Origin of the sequence: Streptomyces sp. NPDC127595, assembly GCF_042671685.1 — a bacterium.
Lineage (GTDB): Bacteria > Actinomycetota > Actinomycetes > Streptomycetales > Streptomycetaceae > Streptomyces.
Genome location: NZ_JBHXWK010000001.1, coordinates 138,421 through 162,088, shown reverse-complemented (window position 1 = coordinate 162,088; position 23,668 = coordinate 138,421). Strand labels below are relative to the sequence as shown.

Sequence of the window (23,668 nt, the reverse complement as noted above, 5' to 3'; positions counted from 1 at the left end):
CGCCCATACCTAGCACAGCGCCGCGTCCTGTTGCCCTTTGCCGTGCGCCGCGTGGCTGGTCTCCCCGTCGATCCAGTGGTCGCGCCCTTCCCCATAGCCACGCCGGGTGCCTCGCAGCCGTCCCCGTCGTTGTGACCGCCGGCCTTCGCCGAGGCGGTCGCGGTCGGGCTGGAGTCGGACTCCATGGACCCCATGTCGTGCCCCGCCGCCGCTGCTACAGGCGGCGAGTACGAGTGCGGCCACGCCAACAGTGGCGGCGAGAGCGTTTCGGCAGATGATCTTGCGGTGAGCTGCCATGGTTGAACTCGTGGGATCGGAACGGTGAAGGGCATGCCTGCGCGTGGCGCGCCTCACGGGCGGCGGCGTCACACAGGCTGCTCTAGATCCGCAGGAGTTGGAGTTCGGCCAGGACAGGTGGTGCGCGGCCACCGTCGAGCCCGCCGCCGGCCGACGCGGTACGCGCATCCGGCTCCCCGGCACGGACCACCACATCGGGCACCAGCACCGGCACCACCGCGGGAGACGCGGCGACAGACGTGGGAGCACACCCGATCACCATGTTCCGCGCGCCCCGTGCAGCCACTCTCGTCGTGATCGCAAACGTCTGGCACGGACGCCATGAGAGCCACGGAGGCGGGCGCCATCGTCCGGTCGTGTCCGGAGGCAGCGGTGGCGTGCGGGACCGGCCCCAGACCGTGCATCCGAACAGGCCCGACAACAAAACGCTTACGAACAGCCCGGAGAACCGCAACGTCAATCGCGGTCAAGCAAGCTGTCCGAGGCGCATCACGGAATCATCGAGTTATCGCGATCGAATGCCCCTCGGCGCCTCGCACCCCAGGGGTAACAGCAGCCGTTCGAGAGTTCCCGTGGCCTGACAGCCAGTTGTGCTCACCCCGCGCGTACAGGCCGAAGACCGTGATGATCAGCTGGCCGAGGCGCGTGTCGCCACCGTCGGCGGCGACAGAGGACGACTGAAGATCCGCTGTCATGCGAGCACGATAGCCACCAGTCGCCGTCGGCGAACACGTCGCGGGCACCGGCCGTGTCTGTCAACGGCTCTCGTGGCCTTGTCACTGCCCAGCCGTAGCGTGTCCACGTGACCTCACACATACAGTCCTACTCCTACTTACAACCGTCGGCCGTGCACGAGTCCACGGCCGGGCGGCGCACCCTCACGCTGGAGACCTCCGGCGGTGCCACACCGTCCGGCGAGGCGGCCCATCCGCGGTTCTTCAGCGGATTCCTGACGGCGCCCGTCGCCGCGGCGGCGGGATTGCTCACGGTCGCCGATGTCGCGGCGACCCGCTACTACCAGCCGGCGGCGCCCGCCTCACTGGACCCGGTGGTGACGGCCGACGGCGACCGGCTGCGGATGGAGTCCTTCTCCGGCTGCTGCGGCGCCTACGCCCGGCTCGACCTGCTCGGCGCCGCCCTCGACGGCGACGTCATCGGCCACGGCACGACCAACGTCGATATCAACTTCCCGCTCCGCCGGGCGCTCGCCAGGCTCGGCGGCCTTGATCCACTGCAACTGGCCGTCGGACCTGATGAGTTGGAGGTCACCACGTTCGACGGCCGGTTCGTGGAGAAGCAGGTCCCGCTGCCGGAGCGCTGGTTGCGCGGCTTCGCCGAGGCACAGGTACTCGCGGCGGGCTTCACCCTGCGTGCCGAGGTACCCGCCGCGGCGGCGGCCACCTTCCTTCGGACGCTGCCACGTCCCACCCGCCGGTCAAGTGCCCGTACAACACGCTGGGTTGTGCCGGTGGGCGGCACCCTGCGCCCCACGAGCAGGCCGGTTCCCGGCGCCGTGTGTCTGCCCGGCCCCGAGCGGCTCCTGGTGCTTCAGCAGGTACTGCGGCACGCGACGACCCTGCGGGTGTACGCCCCGGACGTCACGGAGGGGCAGGCCACGGCCGTCGCGTGGGAGGCCGAACTGCCAGAAATGCGGCTGACGTTGATGCTCTCCCAGGATGCCTCGCGGGGGTTCTCCGGCGAGGGCGGTGTGCTGAACGACCTCGCCACGGGGTCGGCCGCGGAGGACGCGGACCTGGTCTCGGCGCTGCTGGCCTGGGAACCGAGGGTCGATGTGGCCGAGCTGTCCCGGCAGGCCGGCTTGTCTCCCGAGCGGGTGCGCGCCGCGCTGACCGTGCTGGGGACGTCCGGGCAGATCGGCTACGACCTCGCGGAAGAGGCGTACTTCCACCGGCAACTGCCGTTCTCCGCGGGCGCCGCGGAGGCGCGCAACCCCAGGCTACGCGGAGCGCGGGCGCTGGTGGCGGAGGGGGCGGTGCGGCTGGACGGCGCGCTGGCCTCGGTCGGCAAGGGTGATCACGAGCATGTGGTCCGCGCCGACGACACCGGGCGACTGAGCTGTACCTGCCTCTGGTGGGCGAAGTACCGGGGAGGACGCGGACCATGCACGCACGTGCTCGCGGTGCGGATGGTCCGGGACACGGCGACGGAGGCGGCACGATGAAGCTGGTCGAGCTGGTGGAAGCCGGTGACGTCGCCGGCGTCGTACGGGAACTGGGTGCGCTGACGCCTGATCAGCGAGGTGCGTGCGCCGCCGAGTTGACAGCCTTCTTCGAGGTCTTCGCCCGGCGTGAGCACACGGAGGAGGAGAGGATCGCCCTGTGCGCCGCCCGGCTGGGGTGTCAGGTCACGCCGGAGGCTGCGGCGGTCTGGATCCGGACGTACCCGTACTTCACGATGGACACCTGGACAGTGGACCTCCTGGACCTGTACCCCGTCGCATGGCGCACCGAGTTGGCCGCGCACCTCGGCGAACAGGCGACCACCGTCGGCGCCGTGTTCGCGGTCACCGAGCACCTCGTCCGCGACACCGGCTGTCCGCTGCCGGCCTCGCACGAGTTCGTCCTGGCCTGGCTGTACGACCGCGCCGAAAGCCGGGAGCGGCGCCCTCGGGTGCTGGGCGGAGCGCCGGGTGCCGACTTCCTGGAGCGGTTGCGCGCGGACGACTTCACCCCGGAACTCCTCCCCCTGGCCGTGGCCCGACCGGGGCCCCTCGTCTTCAGTTGGCACACGTGGCAACGGCCGATGAAAGCGCTCATCGGCCTCGCTGCCGAAGGCGTCGTGGACCGTGACGAGCTGATCCACAACCTCTTCGCGGACATGGTCGGCGATCCGCCCCATGGGACGCAGGCGGTGGTCACGCTGGAAGCGTTCGCCCTCACTCCTGCCGAACATGCCGGTGTGGCCCGCGAACGCGCCGCCCTTGTCGACCATCTTCTCGGGCGTCTTCTCGAAGACGGTACGCGCAGGGAGATCGCGCCCTTCCTCGTGTTCCTGCGGGCTCTGGCCCCCACACCGGCCGAGCAGGCGCTCGTGGTGAGGGACTACCTGGCGCTGCTCGACCGGTCGCTGCCTGTCGCCACCTACGCCCAGGAGGTCCTGACCGGGCTGGACGAAGCGGGGCTGCTGGAGCCCGAGTTGCTCACCGAGGCGTGCGAACGGGTCCTGCTCCGCCCGGAGAAGAAGCTGGTGCGCACTCAACTCGGCTGGCTCGGCCGGGTGGCGCGGCGGGATCCGGCGCGGGCGGGCCGTGCCCTGGTCGACGCGGCGACGACGTTCGGCCACCGGGAGATGACGCTCCAGGAGCAGGCGCTCAAGCTGGTCGCGAAACATCTCAAGGCCGCCGACGACTCGGTGCTGCCGGAGCTGCGGTCGGCCGCCGGACAACTCAGCCCGGGCCTCTCGGCGCGAGCCGCCGAACTGCTCGGCACGACCGAGCTACTTGGTACGACCCAACGGCTCGGCACGACCGAACCACTCGCCACGACCCAACCACTCGGCACAACCGAACCACTCGCCACGACCCAACCACTCGGCACGACCGAATCGCTCGGCGCTTCCCAGGACGCCCGCAGCGGGCAGCCGTACGCGGACGTCCTGCCCGCCGTGCCCGAACCCCGCCCCGTGCCGGGCCCCCTCGCGACGGCCGCCGAGGTCGTGCAGGAGGTCGCGATGGTCCTCGCGAACGTCCAGGACGTGGTGGCGTTCGAGCGCGCCCTGGACGGACTGGTCCGCCACGCCCACCTCGACCGGTCCTCGCTGGCCCGGGCGCTGAAGCCGGTCATGCGCCAGGAACCGAAGAGCTACGTCGACTGGATACCGGCCGACCTCTACGACGTGGCGAGCGTGGTGCGGGGCGACGAGCCGAGGAGACGGGCCGTCATGATGCGCCGGGCGGTCCAGGTCCACCAGAGCGGTCCGAGCCGTACCTACTCCCTGGCCGGTTCGATGCTCGCGGCCCGCCTGACCGAGGCGATGGACGTCATCGAGTCCGGCACACAGCCGTTCCTGCTGGCCGTGCCGACCCTCGCCACCGGCGCGCTGGACGCCGCTGTACTGGTGGAGCGGGTCTCGGCGCTCGACGAACTCGGCGTCACTCCCGCACCGGTCGATCTGGCGCAGGCTCTCCTGCGCGTCACCCCGACACCGGACGAACAGGTGCTGCGCGCGGCCGATGAACTCGGCTCCGACGCCGGGCGGCGGTTGGCACGCTGGCTGCGCGAGGGCGGCCTGCCCCACCAGGATTCGGAGCCCAAGGGCTGGCCGCACTGCAAGCCGCCCAAGCCCGCGTCGCAGGGGTGGTGGACACCCGTACGCCCCGGAGTGGTCGTCGATCCCACGCTTCCGCCGGTCGCCGCGGCCCTGGTCGGCCCCTACCTCGGCAACAACGGTCTGGCCGACCCGATGACACCCTTCTGGGTCACGCAATTGCCGCACCACCGCGAGGAGTTGATGGCACGCGACTACTTCGAACCGCGGATGTCCCACCAGGGATGGCCCCGCAACCTGCCGTTCGTCGCGGAGTCCGGCGGTCCGGCGGGTTACTCCGTGCACCTGGCGTTGGCGTTCGGACTGATCTGGCACATCGATCGCGACGCGGTCGTGGATGCCCTGCTGGTCCTCGCCGCGCGAGGACAGTTGGACACGGGCCTGCTCGGACGACAGTTGGAGGCCCTCCTGAACGACGGCCGGCCTGGCGCGAACCGAGCGAGCGACTCCCTGCGGGCCGCGGCCGAGACGGGCGCCTACGCCACGGTGTGGTCCGTACTCGAAGCCGCCCTTCCCGGCCTGCTTCGCGACACCCCGGTCCGGGGTACGGCACTTCTGCTCTCCCTCGCCGTCGAGTGCGCCTCGCGCTGCGCGGCCAAGGGAGAGATCCCCGAGGTCACGGTGGTGGCCGAACGCGCCGCGTCCAGCCAACTGGTGAAGAACGCGAGGCTGTTGCGCGAGGTGTTGGGCTGAGTCTGCTGCGCGAACTGGGGGCACGGCATGTGCTGTGCCCCCAGGGGAGCTGGAGCTGGTGAGCCGGGTGGGCACCGGCACATCCGCCGTGGACGGTCCCGCCCCGCGTACGGGCGGGACCGTCATTGCGGCTACCGGACCGGTGTCCGGCCGGACGCCGTGCTCGGTGCCGGGGCGTAACCGGGAGGCGGTGAAAACTCCGCCGCCCGGAGTCCGGCGCCGCGCAACCGGGTCGCATAACCGGACTCAGCGCGGCTACCGGGCCGGTGTCCCGTCGGACGCCGTACTCGGTGCCGGGGCGTAACCGGAGGCGGTGAAAACTCCGCCGCCCTGAGACCGGCGCCGCGCACCCGGGTCGCATAGCCGGACTCAGCGCGGCGACCGGACCGGTGTCCCGTCGGACGCCGTGCCCGGTGCCGGGGCGTAACCGGTGGGCCGGGTGGTGAAGACTCCCCGGCCCTGAGTCCGGCTACGCAGCCGGGTCGCGTAGCCGAACAGCTCCGCCAGCGGCACGGTGGCGGTGACCATCACCGCTCCCGCCCGCGCGGTCGAGCCCGAGACCCGGCCGCGCCGTGCCGCCAGGTCGCCGAGCACACCGCCCACGGCCTCGTCGGGCGCGGTGACCGTCACCTCGGCCACCGGTTCCAGCAGGACCATCGCAGCGGCGCGCAGTGCTTCCCGGAGCGCGAGTCGCCCGGCCGTCCGGAACGCCATCTCCGAAGAGTCCTTCGGATGGGTCGCTCCATCGGTCAGGACGACGCGCAGCCCGACCACCGGGTGACCACCGAGTGGACCCTCGGCCAGGGCGTCCCGGCACCCCGCCTCCACTGCCCGGACGTACTCCTGCGGCACCCGCCCGCCGACGACGGCGGACCGGAACTCGAAGCCCGCCGCGCTGCCACCGGCGTTGTCATGAGCGCCACCCGCGGCGGCCGCCTCCAACGGCTCGACGTCGATCACGACATGGGCGAACTGCCCCGCGCCGCCATCCTGTTTGACGTGCCGGTAGACCAGTCCGGCAACGCCCCGGACAACCGTCTCCCGGTACGCCACCTTCGGCCGGCCGACCCGGACATCCAGCCCGTGGGCGCGCCGGATCTTCTCCACCGCCACCTCCAGATGCAGTTCGCCCATGCCCGACAGCACCGTCTGCCCGGTCTCGGGATCGGTCCGGACGACCAGCGACGGATCCTCCTCGACCAGCCGCGTCAACGCCGACACCAAGCGCTCCGTGTCGGTGCTCGCCCCAGCCTCGACCGCCACGGACACGACCGGATCGGCCGTGGTCGGCGGTTCGAGGACCAACGGTGCCCCGGGCGCGCACAGTGTCGACCCGGCGCGGACCGACTTCAGCCCGACCACCGCGACAATGTCTCCGGCCACCGCGAGGTCCAGCTGGGCGTGGCGGTCGGCCTGGACCCGCAGGATCCGCCCGATCCGCTCGGTTCGGCGCGCGCCCGCCTCCCACACTGCCTCTCCCTTCCGGATCGTTCCCGAGTACACACGCAGATACGTCAGCCGCCCGGTGGCGGTAGCGCTCACCTTGAAAGCCAGCGCCGCGAACGGCACCGCCGGGTCGGCGGCCCGCTCCTGCTCCGTACCGTCGAAAGTGCCGCGCACGGCAGGCACATCGAGCGGCGAGGGCAGATACGCCGCCACGGCGTCCAACAGCGGCTCGATGCCACGGTTGCGGTAGGCCGAGCCGCACAACACCACCACTGCGTCACCGGTACGGGTCAGGTGGCGCAGCGCGCTCTCCAGGGTCTGCGCGGAGACGGTGGCCTCCGCGCAGAACTCCTCCAGCGCCACGGGATGGAGTTCCGCCACCGCTTCCTCCAGCACCCGGCGGCGCCGGTGCGCCTCGTCGAGCAGCGCCGCGGGCACGGGCCCCTCCTCGACCCCGTCACGGCCGTCGGCCCAGACCAACGCCCGCATACGCAGCAGGTCCACCACGCCGGTGAACCCGTCCTCCGCACCGATCGGCAACTGCACCACCAGCGGCGCCGGATGCAGCCGCTCCCGGATCGACGCGACCGCCGAGTCGAGGTCCGCACCGGCGCGGTCCAGCTTGTTGACGAAAGCGATCCGTGGCACCCCGTAACGGTCGGCCTGCCGCCAGACCGACTCACTCTGCGGCTCGACACCGGCGACGGCGTCGAACACCGCGATCGCACCGTCGAGCACCCGCAGCGAACGGGTCACCTCGTCGGAGAAGTCGACATGGCCCGGGGTGTCGATCAGATTGATCCGGTGGCCGTCCCAGGCACAACTGACGGCCGCGGCGAAGATGGTGATTCCACGATCTCGCTCCTGAGGATCGAAGTCGGTGACGGTCGTGCCGTCATGGACCTCACCGCGCTTGTGCGTTGTCCCGGTGAGATAGAGGATCCGCTCGGTGACGGTGGTCTTCCCCGCGTCGACGTGGGCCAGGATGCCCAGATTGCGGACAGCGGTCAGCGGGTTGACGGGGTGAGCGGGACGGGTGAGGTGTCGGTGCAGGTCTGTACGCACGGCCCATGGCCTTTCAGGATGATCCGGAACGGGTCGGCGCGATTACCGGACGAGACAACCTGTGCCCGCGAGCACGCCTGAGAAGACGCAGACTCACGGGGACGCACGCGCCCGGTTCACTCGGTACCGGGCGGGCAGAGAGGTCAGGTGTTCGTCACGGACATCCGGTTCCGGCCGCGCAGCCGGCACCGGACACACGGAGACACGAGGATCACCTCGTACCGTGACGGGGGAACGACGACAGCGGTGCGGTAACGCACGGCCGGCCTCCCCTCATTCGTCACGGCGCGCGCCGTGTTGTTGTACGGCGCGCATGGTGTGGCGAGTGTAAGGAGCCGGGCGGGGGCGCGTCACCGGGTTTTCCTGCCTCTTGGCATACCCGATACCGACTGCAGACGCCGACGCCGACGCCGCTCGGGCACACCGGACTGCTGTCCGAACGGCCGAGCAGCGTCGGACCCGCCGGCTGTAGCGGCGTTCGGGCCGCCCCCACGTCGCCCGTGCCGCCCGGACGCGCAGCGCGCCACCCGGCACGGGGCGAATTTCGCGGCCAACTCACGCAGATGTCGGCGCGACAGCCCGCAGAAAGCCGGACAGGACACCGACCAAGATCAGTCGCAGGTCGGCTCTTAGGGTTGGAGACATGACGACACCTCTTACCGGCAGTGCCTTCGACCTGCTCCGCCTCGACGCCGTGCCCGACCAGGAGGCGTTGCGCCGGGCGTACGAACTCCCCGGCGACGCGGCCGTGCGCAAGCAGATGACCGAACTCACCGAGCACACGCGGCGGTTGATCGGCTGCTCATCGCTGGTTCTGGTCGCCAGCGCGGATGCCGAGGGCAACTGCGACGTCTCGCCGCGCGGCGGCCCCGCCGGGTTCGTCGCCGTCCTGGACGCACGGACGGTGGCGATTCCGGACGCGACCGGCAACAAGCGTCTGGACACCCTGCAGAACGTCATCGCCACCGGACGGGCCGGACTCCTGTTCGTCATCCCCGGGCGGACGACCACCCTGCGGGTGAACGGCCGGGCTGTCGTCTCCACCCGCCCGGAACTGCTGTCGCAGCTGACCGCCGTGGGAAAGCCGCCGGCCAGTGCGCTGGTGCTGGGGATCGAGGAGGTCTACCCGCACTGCCCCAAGTCGCTGCTGCGCAGCGGAGCCTGGAAGCCGGAGCAGTGGCTGCCGGCGGACGCCCAGCCGACCTCGGCCGAGGTGACCCTGGCCCAACTGCGCATGCCGGAGTTGACGATCGCCGACATCGAGCAGGCGGAGGCTGACTCGCTGAAGTACCGGTACGAGTAACGGACCGATCCGCGAGTGAACACCAGCCCGCCGAACCCCCGGGCCGGCAGGCCCCAGGACCAATCACGGTCAGCCCGTAGTCGCGAACGGTTCTACCGCTGGTCCCCAACGCCGGGATGCGCCCATGTCCGGCCGCCGCACCGGCTGAGTACGATCACCTACGCCGGTCCGAGTACGCGAGCGGTTGCCCGCCGAGTGCGGCGCCGGAAGGGTGGCCGCATGCGCCGACTGCTGCTTCTTGCCCCGCTGTTGCTGTTCACCGCCGGCTGCGGGGTGGTGCCGTCCTCCGAGGACGAGGCGACGGACGCCGCACGGGAGGTGGCCAGGAATGCGGGCGAGCGGCTCTACAGCCAGCGTCCGCGCACGGCGGAGGAGGTCGGGCGCTCCGCCTCCGGCATCGACGGGGTGGAGGTACTGCGGGTGACGGGTACCTCGACACACGACGGGGACGGCATCGACGTGGTCATCCGCACGTCCGGCTCGGCGTACAACGAATGGCTCGACCCTGACGAGGTCAACGTGCGGCGCTGTTTCTCAGTGCGGGTGTCACCCGAGTCGGAGTGGGGTGAGGATCCCCGTGACGTGGACTGCCCTGATGGCCGTCCGCTGACCTTCGCCCCGCCACCGGAACCGCCCCAGTTGCCGTACGAGGAGCTCCGCGCGAAACTTCCGCGGGTGCCGGAGGGCGGCCGGGTCGACGAGGCCGAGGTGCGCCGTACGCTCGCCGCCCTGGATCTGGATCCGGCGATCCGTACCGAGGTGAAGGCCGACGACGGCCGAGTCGGCGTTCTCCTGTCGGTCAAGGGCAACGGCTTCGACCCGCAGGACTGCCTTCTTGCCCGCGTCGGCCCCGGCACAACCGAGGTGTGGGTGCCGTCCAGGATCCAGCGGATGCCCGGAGAGGGCGGCTGCACCATCGGCAACGCCCTGGACCCACAACCGGCACCGCACTGAACGGGGTGCCTGGCTCCCTCGGGCACAGGCCCGCGTGCCCCGTCAGGATCGGCGGGCGGAGGTGACGCGGCGCGACCGCCGCGAAGCGCGCCGGATCGTGCGACGCGTGCCGGGTCGTACGACGCGTGCCGGGTCGCGCGACGCGTGCCGATCCTGCCCGCCCTGCTGCACTCCCGATCCGCCATGCCACCTCCCCGCCCTGCTGCACTCCCGATCCACCAGGCCACCTCCCCGCCCTGCTGCTCCCCCGATCCACCAGGCCACCTCCCCGCCCTGCTGCTCCCCCGATCCACCAGGCCACCTCCCCGCCCTGCTGCTCCCCTGATCCACCAGGCCACCTCCCCGTGACACCTCTGCCCGTGGCGCCAACTTCCTCTCCTGGAGGCTTACATGCCGGACGATTCCGCCGCGGTCTTCGAGCGGCTCAGCGTTGTCACTACGCCGAGAGACGCGGAGGTACTCATCCGTACCGCGCATGTCCTGGGCGGGAGTATCGGCGGGCTGCTCGCCGCGCGGGTGCTCGCCGACCACGCCGAACGAGTCGTGATTGTCGAGCCCGACAGGGCGGAGACCACGGCGGACGGCGAGCCTCGCCCCGGTGTCCCGCAGGGTTACCAGGTCCACACTCTGTTGCCGGGCGGCCGTGCGCAGCTTGAACGCTGGTATCCCGGGATCGTCCAGCAAGCCCTCGACGGAGGCGCCGTCCTGTCGAGTCCGCACTACGCCGCCATCTATCTGGACGACGTGGAGCAGATCGCGACGCCCAACGCGGAGCTGGTCACCAGCAGCCGCCCCTTCCTCGAAGCGCTGATCCGGAGCCACACCCTCAGCTTGCCGAACGTCCACCTGATCACTGGCCGCGTGACCGGCCTGAACTACGCGCGCGGTGCCGTCGGCGCGGTGCGCTACACGGCCGACGGCAAGGAGACGGTCGACACCACTGACTTCGTACTCGACGCCACCGGCCGCGGCAGCAGGCTCTCCGACTGGCTGGACGAAGGTGGGTGGCCTCGGCCATGGATGGAACGACTGAAGGTCGACATCCGCTACTTCACCGCCTGCTTCAAACGCTCCCCCGACTGGACCGGCCCCACCAGCGGCATCAACCGCTACAGCCCGCACTTCCCATCGAGAGGGCTGGCCACGGCGGCCGTCAACGCCATTGAGAACCAGAAGTGGGCACTCATGCTCGCCTACTTCGGGGACGAGAGCGAACACCTGGGCCCCGAGAGCTTCTTCAGCCGCTGCCGCGAGCTGCCACCGGTCTACCAGGAGGCGGCTGCGGGCGAGTTGCTCGGCGAGGTGGTCTCGTTCCGCCACCCCGACAGCAGGTGGCGCCACTTCGAGTCCCTCGACCGCTTCCCTGCTCGCCTCGCGGCGGTCGGTGACGCCGTGGCATCGTTCAACCCCGTCTTCGGACAGGGCATTTCATCCGCCGCACTCCACGCATCCTGCCTCTCGGAGTACCTGCGCTCGACGCCGGACCTCGATGCACCGGCCAGGCACTTCTTCGACCTGCAGCAAGTCGTGGTCCGGGCCGCATGGGAGATCTCCACCGCCGCCGACTCCGCCCGGCTGGGCGTCGCCAGGAAGCCGACCACTGTGCAGGAACACCGGCAGGCCTGGGCCATGCGGCAGGTGATGGCTGCGGCCGGCCGTGACGTACAGGTAGCCACCGCCTTCCGGGCGGTCAGCTATATGACCGCCCACCCGGCAACACTGTTCGCACCGGAACTGGTGCGCCGGGCAGCAGCGGGCAATGGCGTATCCGGCGAAGAGTTCGTCCGCGAATACGGACTCCGCCTGTAAAGCCGGGCGCCGCTTGTTCTGCCCTGGACGTCGGGCGTCTCCGCCAGACGGACGATCGCTCCACCCCGCTCCACCCGCTCCACCCGCTCCGGCCGACTCAGTGCGCCCTCGGGCCCCGCCTCTGCTCAGGACGGGCGGGCGCGATGATGGTGGCGGCGGCGCTACACGAGGTTCTGGATGCTCCGTGCGATGCGCGTGTGGTCACGCAGGACGCCGGCGAGCGCGGGCAGTACGGGTTCCCCCCGCTCCACCAGCACCTGACCGCCGATCACCGTGGTCCAGGCCCGTGCGGGCCCGCAACGCAGCCAGGCCTCGACGGGATCGCTGAGCGCGCCGGCGAGAGCCACCGGGTGCGCGTCCCAGACGACGAGGTCACCGCAGGCCCCCGGCCGCAGATGGCCCAGCTCCTCCGCCCGCCCGAGGCAGCGCGCCGATCCCCGGGTCGCGATGTCGAGGGCGTCGCGCGCGGTCATCGCGCCCGGCCCGCCCCGATAGCGCCCCAGGAGCAGGGCGCCCCGGGTCTCCATCCAGAGCGAGGCGTGGTCGGTGGAGGCGGAGCCGTCGCAGCCGATGCCCACCGGCAGGCCCAGCTCGCGCATCTCCCGGACCCGGGCGGTGCCCCCGCCGATGAGCATGTTGGAGCTGGGGCAGTGTGCGACCCCCACCCCGGCCGCCGCCAGCCGCCGCATCTCCGCGTCGTTCGGGTAGATGCAGTGCGCGACCCAGGTGCGGTCGCTCATCCAGCCGGTGGCCTCGAAGTACTCGACGGGCCGGCAGCCGTACATCTCCTGGCAGTACGTGTCCTCGTCCCGGTCCTCCGCCAGATGCGTGTGCAGGCGCACGTCGAGCCGCTCGGCCAGCTCCGCGGTCGCGATCATCAGTTCCCGGGTCACCGAGAACGGCGAACACGGCGCGAGCGCCACCTTGATGAGCGCCCCAGGCGAGGGATCGTGGAAGGCCTTCACGAGGCGTTCGCTGTCGGCGAGGACTTCCTCCTCGGACTGGGTGACGCTGCGCGGCGGCAGCCCGCCGTCCTCGACGGAGCGTGTCATCGACCCGCGAGTGGCGTGGAAGCGGAAGCCGATGTCCTGCGCAGCCCTGATCTGCGCGTCCACAAGACCTGGGCGCGGATGGACGTAGAGATGGTCCATCGAGGTCGTACAGCCGCCCATCAGGAGCTCGGCCATCCCGACGTACGCCGAGACGTACGAGGCCTCCTCGTCCAGCGCCGCCCACAGCGGATAGAGGGTGGTCAGCCAGTCGAAGAGAGAGCCGTTGACAGCCGGGGCGAAGGACCGGGTGAGGTTCTGGTAGATGTGATGGTGCGTGTTGATCAGTCCGGGTGTCACCAGGCGACCCGACGCCGACACCACCTGCGTGGCCGCCGGCTCCGAGCCGGGAGCCCCGACCGCGCTCACCCGGCCACCGCTGATGCCGACCCAACCGCCTGGAATCTCCCGCTCGCTGTCCACGACGAGCAGCAGGGCGTCCTTCACCAGCAGGTCAACGGGTGGGTCCACGGACACGGACAACCTCCGGCAGGCAGCAGCGACTTCACCCGACTGACGCGCGGGATCGCGCGCCGCACAGCCTAGCGGGGCATGAGGTTCGCCCCAGCAAGCTCGTCAACTCATCGCTGACGTGGCCGAGTTCCGGGCTGCATGCTGTGCACACCCGCCAGGCGCCCGTCGTTTGGCGTGTTGCTGACCCGCCGGGTGGACCGGCAGGCCCTCGCCTCGCCGGTCCACCCTTTGGCTGTACGTCAGCTCTCGTCGAGCATCTGCTTCATCTGCTCGATCTCGGCGGTCTGGGCCGTGACGACTGCGTCCGCGAGCTGCTTGGCGGGACCGTACATACCGTTGGCCTGTTCGGTCTTCGCCATCTCGATGGCGCCCTCATGGTGCTGGACCATCATCGTGAGGAACATCGTGTCGAAGTCGGCGCCGGACGCCTTCTCCAGCTTGGCCATGTCGGCGTCGCTCATCATGCCGGGCATGGCGGACGAGGTGCCGTGCTCCATGCCGGACATGTCCTCGGGAACCGCCTCGCCCCAGGAGGTGAGCCAGCCGGACATCGTCTTGATCTCCGGGGCCTGCGCTCCCTTGATCTTCGTGGCGAGGTCCTTGATCTGCTGCGCGGAGGCGCGACTGTCGGCCAGGCCGGCCATTTCGATCGCCTGACGGTGGTGCTGGATCATCTCGGTGGCGAAGGAGACGTCCGCGTCGTTGTGCTCGCCGGGCTTGGCCGAGGCCGTCGCCGTCGGGCCGGAGCCGGACTCCATGGAACCCATGTCGTGCCCGCCGCTGCCGCCTTCGCTGCCACAGGCAGCGAGTACGAGTGCGGCCGAAGCGACAGCGGCGGCGAAGGCGGTACGACGGATGATCGTGCGGTGTGCGGTCATGGTGGAACTCCTGGGATGTGACCGGATCGGTGAAGGGCATGGCTGCACGCGACGCCGCACCTCATGGGTGTACGGCGCCACGTGGGCCGCTCTAGATCCGCAGGAGTTGGAGTTCGGACAGCGAGGGTGGTGCCCGGCCGCCGTCGGGCCCGCCGCTCGGCGGGGCGGTGCGTACGTCCGGTAGCCCGGCGCAGACCTCCACATCAGGCACCAGCACCGGCACCACCGCCGGAGCCCCGGCGACCGACGCGGCGGCACACACCGCGTCCGCGTGATCCGCGTGCCCCGTGCAGCCGCCCTCGTCGTGATCGCAGCTGTCCGGCATCGACGCCATGACACCCAGGGGCGCGGCCGCCACGGTCCGGTCGTGTCCGGAGGCAGCGGTGGCCACGGAGACCGGTCCCAGGCCGTGCATGCCGAGGAGGCCCAGCAACAGAGCGCTGACGAGCAGCCCGGTGCACCGCAACCTCGGTTGCGGCCCGGCAAGCTGTCCGAAGCGCGTCACGGCCTCATCGTAAGCGCGGACCCGTGGGCCCCTCGTATCCCAGGGGCGACCACAGGCGTTCGTTCTAGAGTTCCCGTGGACACGTCGCGCGCGAGAGGACACGAGATGGCTGAGGCGTTGGTGCTGGGCGGTGGGGGTGTCGCCGGGATCGCCTGGATGACCGGACTGCTGGCGGGTCTGGCCGATTCGGGTCAGGACGTCGTGGGGGCCGACGTGATCGTGGGCACGTCCGCGGGCTCGACCGTCGCCGCGCAGCTGGGAAGCGGGCTGAGCCTGGAGGAGTTGTACGCCCGGCAGGCCGAGCCCGAGCGGCAGTCCGCGGAGATCCCGGCCGATGTCGACCTGGAGAACTTCGGTGCGCAGATGTTCGCGCTGCTGGAGAGCGCCTCCGCCCCCGCGGACATGCGGCGCGCGGTGGGCAGGTTCGCGCTCGACGCCGAGACCGTTTCGGAGTCGGAGCGGCGTGCGGTGATCGAGTCGCGGCTGCCGTCGCACGCATGGCCGGCCCGTACGTTGAGGATCGTCGCGGTCGATGCCGAGACCGGGGAGCCGCGGGTGTTCGACGGTTCCTCGGGCGTGAGCCTGGTGGACGCCGTGGCGGCGAGCTGCGCCGTTCCGGGTGTGTGGCCGCCTGCGACGGTCGACGGGCGGCGGTACGTCGACGGAGGCGTCCGCTCCGCTGAGAACGCGGACTACGCCGTCGGCGCGACGCGGGTGCTGGTGATCGCACCCATGGGTGGCAGCGAGCTGTTTCCGAGCGAGAAGCCGCTGGCCAAGGCCATCGAGGAGCTGCGGGCGAGTGGCGCCGGGGTCGCGCTGATCGAGCCGGACGAGGCGTCTCGGACAGCGATCGGCGCCAACCCGCTGGACCCGTCCACCCGCACGCCCGCCGCCGAGGCGGGCCGCGCACAGGGCCGCGGGCTGAAGATCGAGTGGAGCAGTCCGGCCTGAGGGAGAGAAGTCCTCAGGACCGGCTCTCCACTCCGCCGACCGCGCGACCGGACCCTCTGCCCGCCGCCCCCGCGCCCCGTCACAGCGACCGGGCGATGAGCTCCTTCATGACCTCGTTCGCTCCCGCGAGCACCCGCAGCACGCGGTTGTTGGCGTACATGTGGGCGATGGGGTACTCCAGGCAGTAGCCGTAGCCGCCGAAGAGCTGTTGGCAGCGGTCGACGACCTCGCCGGTTCTGTCGGTGATCCAGTACTTGGCCATGGAGGCGGTGGCGGCGTCGAGTTCGCCGCGGAGGTGGCGCTCGATGCAGTCGTCGAGGAAGGTCGCGTTGACGCGCGCGATGGTGGCGCACTCGGCGAGCTCGAAGCGGGTGTTCTGCATGCTGAACAGCGGTTTGCCGAAGGCCTCGCGCTGCTTGGTGTAGTCGAGGGTGACGGCCACGGCAGCCTCGGTGACCGCCTGGGCGATGACCGCGGTGATCAGCCGCTCCTGCGGCAGCTGCTCCATCAACTGGTAGAAGCCGAGGCCTTCTTGGCCGCCGAGGACGTTGCCGACGGGGACGCGCAGTTCGTCGAAGAACAACTCGCTGGTGTCCTGGCCCTTTTGGCCGACCTTCTTGATGATGCGTCCGCGGGTGAAGCCCGGGGTGTTGTCGTCGACCTCGGCGACGAGCAGCGAGATGCCGGCGGCGCCCTTGGTGGTGTCCGTCTTGGCCGCGATGATGATCAGGTCGCACAGATGGCCGTTGGAGATGAAGGTCTTGGAGCCGGAGATGAGGTACTCGTCGCCGACCCGCTCGGCCCGGGTGGCGATCGACTGGAGGTCCGAGCCGGCGCCGGGTTCGGTCATGGCGATCGATCCGACCCACTCACCGCTGCACATCTTCCGCAGCCAGGGCCGCTTCTGTTCGTCGGTGGCGTACGCGAGCAGGTAGTGCGCGACGATGCCCTCGCTCACGGCGAAGCCCATGCTGTCCGCGCCGCTGCGGATCTGCTCCTGGATCAGCACGGCCAGGTTGGCGAAGGTGCCGCCGCCACCGCCGTACTCCTCAGGGATGGTCATGCCCAGCAGGCCCAGCTCGCCCGCGCGGGCGTAGAGCGACTTGTCCGGGTGGCCCTGCCGGGCGTGCTTCTCCTCGTTGGGCGCGACCTCCTTCTCGAAGTAGGTACGCGCGAGGGCGCGCACCGCTTCGAGTTCGTCGTCGCTCCAGCGGGGTCGGGTGGCGGGCATCAGTTCATCTCCGGGGTGTCGGTACCGGTGCGGGTGCGCCAGGGCAGAAAGTCCGGCTGGTCGCTGCCGGTGAGGCCCTTGAAGTCAGGGGGACGCCGTTCGAGGAACGAGACGACTCCTTCCACTGCGTCGGCGCTGTGCGCGCAACTGGCGATGAGCTGCGAGTCGAGGGCGAAGGCGGGTTCGGGAGAGTCGAGGGCGCTCATGCGGTAGAGGGCCTGCCTGATGACGGCGACCGAGACGGGCGCGGTCTTCTGGACGAGGTCGCGGGCAAGCTCGTACGCCTTGTCCAGTACGTCGGCGGAGGGGTGGACGGCGCTGACGAGTCCGGACCTCAGTGCCTCACGGGCGGGGATCAGCCGACCGCTGACCATCCAGTCCAGTGCGCGTCCCATGCCCACCAGGCGGGGCAGGAACCAGGCGGAGCCGCCTTCCGGGTAGATGCCGCGGCGGGAGAAGACGAAGCCGAACCTGCTGTCGTCGGCGGCGAGGCGGTAGTCGGCCGGCAGGATCATGGTCGCGCCGACCCCGACCGCTGCACCGCGCACGGCGGCGATGACCGGCTTGTCACTGCGATACAGCTCACGGGTGACCCGGGTGGCGGGTTCGGTCCAGACGGCGGCCTGCGATTCCTCGTCGGACTCGGTGACGCCGAGTTCACCGCCGCTCAGATCCGCTCCGACGCAGAAGTCGTCGCCCGCGCCGGTGAGCACGACGACGCGTACCTCGTCATCGGTGTTGGCGGTCTGCAAGGCGTGAGCTATCTCGTCGGCCATCCGGATCGTGTAGCCGTTGCGGGCCTCTGGACGGTTCAACCGCACCGTCGCGATGCGCCCGCTCACCTCGTAGCCGATCTGCGTGTACTCCATTGTGCTCCTCCGCAGGGCTGATGAGGTCCAGCATGGCGATTTTATTGGCGCAGTGTCAATAGAGGTGGGTGACGACTGCCCGGGACGTCGGCCGTGCGACCGGGTCCGCGGGGGCAGCGGCTACCGGGTCGCCCTGCGGGAGGCGCACAGCGCGGGGAACGTCACGTTGAGCAGGTGCAGCAAGGTATCCGTCAGCAGAACATGCAGGTCACTGCGGGTGAAGGCGCCGCGCACGAGCCATTCCCTGGAGGCCGCCCGCATCATGCTGCCGAAGGACCGGACGGCCGCCCTGAGCTCGGCCACGCACTCGTCGGATTCCGTGAGCCGAGCGGCCTGGATCACCCAGTCGGTGGCGGTCTCGTCGCCCTGGAAGAGGATCTCATCGATCTCGGGGTCCCGGCCGGCCGCCTCGCTCCCGATGGCCGTGAGCCACATCGGGGCATTGCGTTCGACCAGGTCGAGCCAGCGGTCGATGAGCACGGTGACGCGCCGTTCGACCGTAGAGTTGGGCAGGTCGTCGGCGATGGGAGAGGGCGCTGTCACCATCTGGCGCACGACGGCGAGGTAGAGACCCCGCTTGCCCCCGAAGTAGTGGTTGATCAGCCCCCGCGCGACCCCGGCCTCGCGGGCGATGTCGGTGGTGGCGACCGCCTCGTACGGATTCTCGCCGAACAGTGCACGGGCCACCTTCATGATCTGGGCCCTGCGCTGGTCCGGCTCCAGCCGCTGTCTCACCCGTGGCTCGACGCTCATGTCAGTCCTCACTGCCTGGGGTGTCAACAAGGCGGGTTCCCCGCACTGGAGGTCAGTGTAGATCGGCTCTCCCGGATCGCCTTGTTGCCGTTACGTCAATAGCTGGCATCGGCTTCCCCCGCCCGGCTCCGGTCCGACAGGAGGACGGTGAGCATGAGCGGGTGCAGGTCGTCGGCGAGGTACGGACGGGCCATGAAGCGCTTGGTCTGCGCGATGTCGTTGACCAGGGCGAAGGCGGCGTGGACCCGGATACGGGTCTCCTTGGCCGGCCACTCGGGGGCGACCGCGGCGACCAGGTCGACCCAGTACTGGGTGTACGCCTGCTGGAACCGGCGTACCTCGGCGCGGTCCCGGCCGGGCAGGTTGTGGCCCTCGCGGAAGTAGGCGGCGACCAGGTCCCGGTGTTCGGTCACCGTGTCGGCGTACGACCTGGCGAGCAGGCCGAGAGTTGCGCCGGATTCCAGATCGGCTCTCTGTGCCTGGAGGACGGCCTGCCGCAGGTGCTCGCCGATGCGGTTCGCGACCGTCTGGAGCAGCTCCATCTTGCCGCCGAAGTGGCTGTAGATGCTGGGGCCGGCGATCCCGGCGGCGGCGCCGATCTCCTCGATGGTGACGGCGTGGTAGCCGCGGTCCCAGAACAACCCCGCGGCCACGGCGAGGAGTTGTTCCCTGCGGGAGTCGTGCAGAGCGGCTCGCGGCTGTGCCGCCGGTGACCGGCCGCCGCGTTCTCGCGCCGCGGGCAGGCCGGCGGCGAGGACGTCCAGCGCGATGGCCGTCAGCAGGTCTTCCAGCGCGGTCTGCGGCAGCCGTACCCGGTGGTCGGAGATGCTGCCGAACACACTGAGGGCGGCCCACGTCAGCAGTTCGGCGTCGCCCTGGTTCAGCTCCGGCCGCCGTTCGCCGAGTGCCGCCGCCAGGGGGATCGTCGCCCGCGCGGCCGCCTTGGCGACTTCCTCCGCGTCCGCTGCCGCGAGATGCCGCCCCTCGCGCCGCCACAGGACGCCGAACTCGGGGTGGCCCACCACGAAGGCCGCCAGTTCCTCCTGGGCCGCCGCCAGCCGCTCCGCCGGAGGGACACCGGCGCCGGCGGTGGCGTCGCCGAGATGCCGCTCCACGATGTCCGCGGCCTGCGCGAGCCCCCCGCACACCAGGTGCGCGAGGATCGCCTGCTTGTTCTTGAAGTGCCGGTAGATGGCGGGACCGCTGATTCCGGCCGCCGCGGCGATGTCGTTGACCGACACGTTGTGGAACCCCTGTTGCGCGAACAGCCCTGCGGCGATCAGCGCGAGCTGGTCGCGGCGGGACGGCCGCTCCGGGGCGGCGGTCCTGGTGCGCTGGCGAGGTGCGGGCGTCGGCATGCGATAGATCCTCTCACCACTCACCGTTAACAGAGATTAAGTGCACCTGAATGGGCAAAGACCCTTGACATCAGGAACTTGTGTCAATCAAGTTAATGAGCATTAGGTTGCCTCGATCGAGTGGCGACACAGCGGGACGGCAGCCGGACCACGGCGGGCCCGCAGAGAGAGGACCGTCTCCCTTGACCACTGAAGCCTTTGTCTACGACGCGCTCCGCACCCCCCGGGGCCGGGGCAGGAAGACCGGCTCACTGCACGGGATCAAGCCCGTATCGCTCGTCGTCGGCCTGATCGACGAGATGCGGGAGCGCAATCCCTCGCTGGATCCGCAGCTGATCGAGGACGTCGTCCTCGGTGTCGTCAGTCCGGTCGGCGACCAGGGCTGCGACATCGCCAAGACGGCCGCCCTCGCGGCGGGACTGCCCGACACCACCGCGGGCCTCCAGGTCAACCGGTTCTGCGCGTCCGGCCTGGAAGCCGTCAACCTCGCGGCGCAGAAGGTGCGTTCGGGCTCCGAGGACCTGGTGCTGGCCGGCGGTGTCGAGTCCATGTCCCGGGTTCCGCTGGGCTCCGACGGCGGGGCGTGGCCGCTGGACCCGGCGACCTCGTACGACACGTACTTCGTCCCGCAGGGCGTCAGCGCCGACCTGATCGCGACCATCGAGGGCTTCTCCCGCGAGGACGTCGACAGCTATGCGCTACGGTCGCAGGCGCGCGCCGCGGCAGCGCGGGAGGCCGGGTACTTCAAGGACTCCGTCGTGCCGGTGCGGGACCAGAACGGCCTGACGGTCCTCGACCACGACGAGTTCGTGCGGCCCGACACCACGCTGGAGGGCCTCGCCGCGCTCACGCCGTCGTTCGAGATGATGGGCGAGGCCGGCGGCTTCGACGCGGTGGCGCTGCAGAAGTACCACTGGGTCGAGAAGATCAACCACGTCCACCACGCGGGCAATTCCTCCGGCATCGTCGACGGCGCCGCGCTGCTGCTCGTCGGCAGCGAAGAGGCCGGCCGCACGGCGGGCCTCACCCCCCGTGCCCGCATCGTGGCCACCGCGCTCTCCGGCGCGGACTCGACGATCATGCTCACCGGACCGGTGCCCGCCACCCGCAAGGTGCTGGCCAAGGCGGGGCTGACCGTCGACGACATCGACCTGTTCGAGGTCAACGAGGCCTTCGCCGCCGTGGTCCTGCGCTTCGCCAAGGACATGGGCGTCCCGATGGACAAGATCAATGTCAACGGCGGTGCGATCGCCCTCGGCCACCCGCTGGGCGCGACCGGCGCCATGATCGTCGGCACGGTGATCGACGAGCTGGAGCGGCGCGGTCAGCGCTACGGACTGTGCACCCTGTGCGTCGGCGGCGGCATGGGCATCGCCACCGTCGTCGAACGGCTCTGACCCCGCTCCCCCACCACGACGGCGACCGAACGGCTCCGGCGCCGCGCCCCGACCGCGACCACCGAAGGGCTCGGGGCCCACGCCCCGACCACGACGGCGACCACCGAACGGCTCCGGCCCCGCGACCCGACCGCGACCACCGAGACGAGAGACATCAAGCAATGACCGAGCAGAAGCACATCCGCTGGGAAGAGGACGCGGACGGCGTCGTCGTCCTCACGATGGACGCCCCCGGGCAGTCGGCCAACACCATGAACCGCGCGTTCATCGAGGACCTCGCCGTGGTGGTGGACCAGCTGGAGGCCGAGAAGGACACGGTCACCGGCGTGGTGATCACCTCCGCGAAGAAGACCTTCTTCGCGGGCGGCGACCTGACGGAACTCATCCAGGCGAGCCCCGAGGACGCCGCCGACATTCTGGCGTTCGTCACCCGTATCAAGGCCCTGCTGCGCAGGCTGGAGACCCTCGGCAGGCCGGTCGTCGCGGCCATCAACGGCGCCGCGCTGGGCGGCGGCCTCGAGATCGCCCTGTCCTGCCACCACCGGATCGCGCTCGACGCCAAGGGCTCACAGATCGGCCTGCCCGAGGTCGGCCTCGGGCTGCTGCCCGGCGCGGGCGGCGTCGTACGCACCGTGCGGCTGCTCGGCATCACCGACGCCCTGCTCAACGTGCTTCTCCAGGGGCAGCGCCACAAGGTGCGCAAGGCCCTGGACCTCGGACTGCTGCACGAGGTCGTCGACACCCCCGAAGAACTCATCGGCCGCGCCAAGGCCTGGATCGCCGAGCACCCCGACGCCGTACAGCCATGGGACGTCAAGGGTTACCGGATCCCCGGCGGCACCCCGTCGAACCCGAAGTTCGCCGCCAACCTGCCGGCGTTCCCGGCCAATCTGCGCAAGCAGCTGCGCGGTGCGCAGTACCCGGCGCCGCGCAACATCATGGCGGCCGCCGTCGAGGGTGCCCAGGTCGATCTCGACACGGCCTTCCTCGTCGAGGGCCGCTACTTCGTGCAGCTCGTCACCGGTCAGATCTCGAAGAACATGACCAAGGCCTTCTTCTTCGACCTCCAGCACATCGACAACGGCGGCAGCCGACCCGAGGGGTACGACACCTGGCGGGCGACGAAGGTGGGGGTACTGGGCGCCGGGATGATGGGCGCCGGGATCGCGTACGTCTGCGCCCGCGGCGGCATGGAAGTGGTCCTCAAGGACGTCTCCGCCGAGGCCGCCGACAAGGGCAAGGCCTACTCGGCCGCTCTGTTCGACAAGGCCGTCAGCCGCGGGAGGAGCACGCGCGAGCAGGCCGACGAGGTCCTCGCCCGGATCACCCCGACGGCACAGGCCGAGGATCTGCGCGGCTGCGACCTGGTCATCGAGGCGGTCTTCGAGAGCCCCGAACTCAAGCAGAAGGTCTTCCAGGAGATCCAGGACGTCGTGGAGCCCGGCGCGCTGCTCGGCTCCAACACCTCCACGCTGCCCATCACCCAGCTCTCCGAGGGGGTGAAGGACCGGGAGAACTTCATCGGCCTGCACTTCTTCTCCCCCGTCGACAAGATGCCGCTCCTGGAGATCGTCGTCGGTGAGAACACCTCCGCCGCCGCGCTCGCGAAGGCGCTCGACATCGCCCGGCAGATCAAGAAGACGCCCATCGTCGTCAATGACAGCCGGGGCTTCTTCACCAGCCGGGTGATCGGCAAGTTCCTGGACGAGGCGGTGGCCATGGTCGGCGAGGGCATCCACCCGGCCTCGATCGAGCAGGCCGCGCTCCAGGCGGGATATCCGGCTCCGGCCCTGCAGCTGATGGACGAGCTGACGCTGACCCTGCCGCGCAAGATCCGCCAGGAGACGATCGCCGGCTTCGAAGCCGATGGCGGTACATGGGTCACGCACGGCTCCGAGGCGGTCGTCGACCGGTTGATCGACGACTACGACCGCAAGGGACGCTCCAGCGGCGCCGGGTTCTACGCCTACACGGACGGAAAACGGACCGGCCTGTGGCCCGGGCTGATCGAGCACTTCACCGAGCCGGGCCACGAGATCCCCTTCGAGGACATGAAGGAGCGGATGCTCTTCGCCGAGGCCATCGACACGGTCAGCTGCTTCGAGGAGGGCGTGTTGCGCTCCGTCCCCGAGGCCAACATCGGGTCGATCTTCGGCATCGGGTTCCCGGGGTGGACGGGCGGAGTCATCCAGTACATCAACCAGTACGAGGGCGGCCCGGCCGGCTTCGTCGCCCGGGCGCGCGACCTCGCGGAGCGGTACGGCGAGCGTTTCGTCCCTCCGGCGTCGCTGGTCGAGAAGGCGGAGAAGGGCGAACTGTTCACCTGAGCCCGGGTGCACGCTGGTGCAC

At 70.4% G+C, this 23,668-nt stretch carries 17 protein-coding genes; 8 read left to right on the top strand and 9 right to left on the bottom strand.

The window, feature by feature from the left end; genetic code table 11:
- Positions 1 to 379: 379 nt before the first annotated feature.
- Positions 380 to 583 carry a DUF6153 family protein gene (locus ACFVKT_RS00695; RefSeq protein ID WP_385726102.1) on the bottom strand — a complete coding sequence of 68 codons (204 nt, stop codon included), beginning with the start codon at positions 581 to 583 and terminating at the stop codon, positions 380 to 382.
- Positions 584 to 1,099: 516 nt separating this feature from the next.
- Here ACFVKT_RS00695 and ACFVKT_RS00690 point away from each other — a divergent pair.
- Together ACFVKT_RS00690 and ACFVKT_RS00685 are read left to right on the top strand one after the other, a co-directional pair.
- Positions 1,100 to 2,479 (top strand): SWIM zinc finger family protein, encoded by a 1,380-nt coding sequence (locus tag ACFVKT_RS00690; RefSeq protein WP_385726100.1) that lies wholly within the window; start codon positions 1,100 to 1,102, stop codon positions 2,477 to 2,479.
- Positions 2,419 to 5,277, top strand: coding sequence for a DUF6493 family protein (locus ACFVKT_RS00685; protein WP_385726098.1), 2,859 nt, complete (start codon positions 2,419 to 2,421; stop codon positions 5,275 to 5,277). The genes ACFVKT_RS00690 and ACFVKT_RS00685 overlap by 61 nt, the downstream gene beginning before the upstream one ends.
- Before the next feature lie 369 nt (positions 5,278 to 5,646).
- On the opposite strand, the gene fusA is transcribed toward ACFVKT_RS00685, so the two are convergent.
- Positions 5,647 to 7,788, bottom strand: a complete 2,142-nt coding sequence (fusA, locus tag ACFVKT_RS00680) for an elongation factor G (RefSeq protein ID WP_385726097.1) — start codon at positions 7,786 to 7,788, stop codon at positions 5,647 to 5,649.
- Positions 7,789 to 8,431: 643 nt separating this feature from the next.
- On the opposite strand from fusA, the gene ACFVKT_RS00675 reads away from it, so the two are divergent.
- The 3 genes from ACFVKT_RS00675 (at position 8,432) to ACFVKT_RS00665 (ending at position 11,854) form a co-directional block, all read left to right on the top strand.
- On the top strand, positions 8,432 to 9,091 hold the full coding sequence (locus tag ACFVKT_RS00675; protein ID WP_385726095.1) for an MSMEG_1061 family FMN-dependent PPOX-type flavoprotein: 660 nt from the start codon (positions 8,432 to 8,434) through the stop codon (positions 9,089 to 9,091).
- A gap of 219 nt (positions 9,092 to 9,310) precedes the next feature.
- Positions 9,311 to 10,045, top strand: coding sequence for a translation initiation factor IF-2 (locus ACFVKT_RS00670; protein ID WP_385726093.1), 735 nt, complete (start codon positions 9,311 to 9,313; stop codon positions 10,043 to 10,045).
- 390 nt (positions 10,046 to 10,435) lie between these two features.
- Complete coding sequence (locus ACFVKT_RS00665; RefSeq protein WP_385726091.1) at positions 10,436 to 11,854, top strand: FAD-dependent oxidoreductase; 1,419 nt, start codon at positions 10,436 to 10,438, stop codon at positions 11,852 to 11,854.
- Positions 11,855 to 12,015: 161 nt separating this feature from the next.
- Here ACFVKT_RS00665 and ACFVKT_RS00660 read toward each other — a convergent pair whose 3' ends face one another.
- The 3 genes from ACFVKT_RS00660 to ACFVKT_RS00650 form a co-directional block, all read right to left on the bottom strand.
- Positions 12,016 to 13,374: an 8-oxoguanine deaminase gene (locus tag ACFVKT_RS00660; RefSeq protein ID WP_385726090.1), complete on the bottom strand. Its 1,359-nt coding sequence runs from the start codon at positions 13,372 to 13,374 to the stop codon at positions 12,016 to 12,018.
- A 242-nt stretch (positions 13,375 to 13,616) separates the two neighbouring features.
- Entirely contained in the window at positions 13,617 to 14,255 is a 639-nt protein-coding gene (locus tag ACFVKT_RS00655) for a DUF305 domain-containing protein (RefSeq protein ID WP_385726088.1), read from the bottom strand.
- Between the two features lie 91 nt (positions 14,256 to 14,346).
- Positions 14,347 to 14,760 carry a DUF6153 family protein gene (locus ACFVKT_RS00650; RefSeq protein ID WP_385726087.1) on the bottom strand — a complete coding sequence of 138 codons (414 nt, stop codon included), beginning with the start codon at positions 14,758 to 14,760 and terminating at the stop codon, positions 14,347 to 14,349.
- 105 nt (positions 14,761 to 14,865) lie between these two features.
- On the opposite strand from ACFVKT_RS00650, the gene ACFVKT_RS00645 reads away from it, so the two are divergent.
- Positions 14,866 to 15,711, top strand: a complete 846-nt coding sequence (locus ACFVKT_RS00645) for a patatin-like phospholipase family protein (RefSeq protein ID WP_385726085.1) — start codon at positions 14,866 to 14,868, stop codon at positions 15,709 to 15,711.
- A gap of 79 nt (positions 15,712 to 15,790) precedes the next feature.
- Here the strand turns inward: ACFVKT_RS00645 and ACFVKT_RS00640 are convergent, their stop codons facing one another.
- The 4 genes from ACFVKT_RS00640 to ACFVKT_RS00625 form a co-directional block, all read right to left on the bottom strand.
- Positions 15,791 to 16,942, bottom strand: a complete 1,152-nt coding sequence (locus ACFVKT_RS00640; RefSeq protein ID WP_385726083.1) for an acyl-CoA dehydrogenase family protein — start codon at positions 16,940 to 16,942, stop codon at positions 15,791 to 15,793.
- On the bottom strand, positions 16,942 to 17,811 hold the full coding sequence (locus tag ACFVKT_RS00635; RefSeq protein WP_385726081.1) for an enoyl-CoA hydratase-related protein: 870 nt from the start codon (positions 17,809 to 17,811) through the stop codon (positions 16,942 to 16,944). The genes ACFVKT_RS00640 and ACFVKT_RS00635 overlap by 1 nt, the downstream gene beginning before the upstream one ends.
- Before the next feature lie 120 nt (positions 17,812 to 17,931).
- Entirely contained in the window at positions 17,932 to 18,564 is a 633-nt protein-coding gene (locus ACFVKT_RS00630; RefSeq protein WP_385726079.1) for a TetR/AcrR family transcriptional regulator, read from the bottom strand.
- Between the two features lie 95 nt (positions 18,565 to 18,659).
- Positions 18,660 to 19,922, bottom strand: a complete 1,263-nt coding sequence (locus ACFVKT_RS00625) for a TetR/AcrR family transcriptional regulator (protein WP_385726078.1) — start codon at positions 19,920 to 19,922, stop codon at positions 18,660 to 18,662.
- 182 nt (positions 19,923 to 20,104) lie between these two features.
- On the opposite strand from ACFVKT_RS00625, the gene ACFVKT_RS00620 reads away from it, so the two are divergent.
- Positions 20,105 to 21,319, top strand: coding sequence for an acetyl-CoA C-acetyltransferase (locus tag ACFVKT_RS00620; protein ID WP_385726076.1), 1,215 nt, complete (start codon positions 20,105 to 20,107; stop codon positions 21,317 to 21,319).
- A 161-nt stretch (positions 21,320 to 21,480) separates the two neighbouring features.
- The gene (locus ACFVKT_RS00615) at positions 21,481 to 23,646 is read left to right on the top strand and encodes a 3-hydroxyacyl-CoA dehydrogenase NAD-binding domain-containing protein (RefSeq protein ID WP_385726074.1); all 2,166 of its coding nucleotides are present in this window, start codon (positions 21,481 to 21,483) and stop codon (positions 23,644 to 23,646) included.
- The last annotated feature ends 22 nt before the right edge of the window (positions 23,647 to 23,668 follow it).

What these genes read in the sequence shown, in the direction of transcription:
- ACFVKT_RS00685 (WP_385726098.1), top strand. Translation starts at nt 2,419, where the DNA reads ATGCACGCACGTGCTCGCGGTGCGGATGGTCCGGGACACGGCGACGGA.
- ACFVKT_RS00675 (WP_385726095.1), top strand. Translation starts at nt 8,432, where the DNA reads ATGACGACACCTCTTACCGGCAGTGCCTTCGACCTGCTCCGCCTCGAC.
- ACFVKT_RS00670 (WP_385726093.1), top strand. Translation starts at nt 9,311, where the DNA reads ATGCGCCGACTGCTGCTTCTTGCCCCGCTGTTGCTGTTCACCGCCGGC.
- ACFVKT_RS00665 (WP_385726091.1), top strand. Translation starts at nt 10,436, where the DNA reads ATGCCGGACGATTCCGCCGCGGTCTTCGAGCGGCTCAGCGTTGTCACT.
- ACFVKT_RS00655 (WP_385726088.1), bottom strand. Translation starts at nt 14,255, where the DNA reads ATGACCGCACACCGCACGATCATCCGTCGTACCGCCTTCGCCGCCGCT.
- ACFVKT_RS00645 (WP_385726085.1), top strand. Translation starts at nt 14,866, where the DNA reads ATGGCTGAGGCGTTGGTGCTGGGCGGTGGGGGTGTCGCCGGGATCGCC.
- ACFVKT_RS00640 (WP_385726083.1), bottom strand. Translation starts at nt 16,942, where the DNA reads ATGCCCGCCACCCGACCCCGCTGGAGCGACGACGAACTCGAAGCGGTG.
- ACFVKT_RS00635 (WP_385726081.1), bottom strand. Translation starts at nt 17,811, where the DNA reads ATGGAGTACACGCAGATCGGCTACGAGGTGAGCGGGCGCATCGCGACG.
- ACFVKT_RS00630 (WP_385726079.1), bottom strand. Translation starts at nt 18,564, where the DNA reads ATGAGCGTCGAGCCACGGGTGAGACAGCGGCTGGAGCCGGACCAGCGC.
- ACFVKT_RS00625 (WP_385726078.1), bottom strand. Translation starts at nt 19,922, where the DNA reads ATGCCGACGCCCGCACCTCGCCAGCGCACCAGGACCGCCGCCCCGGAG.
- ACFVKT_RS00615 (WP_385726074.1), top strand. Translation starts at nt 21,481, where the DNA reads ATGACCGAGCAGAAGCACATCCGCTGGGAAGAGGACGCGGACGGCGTC.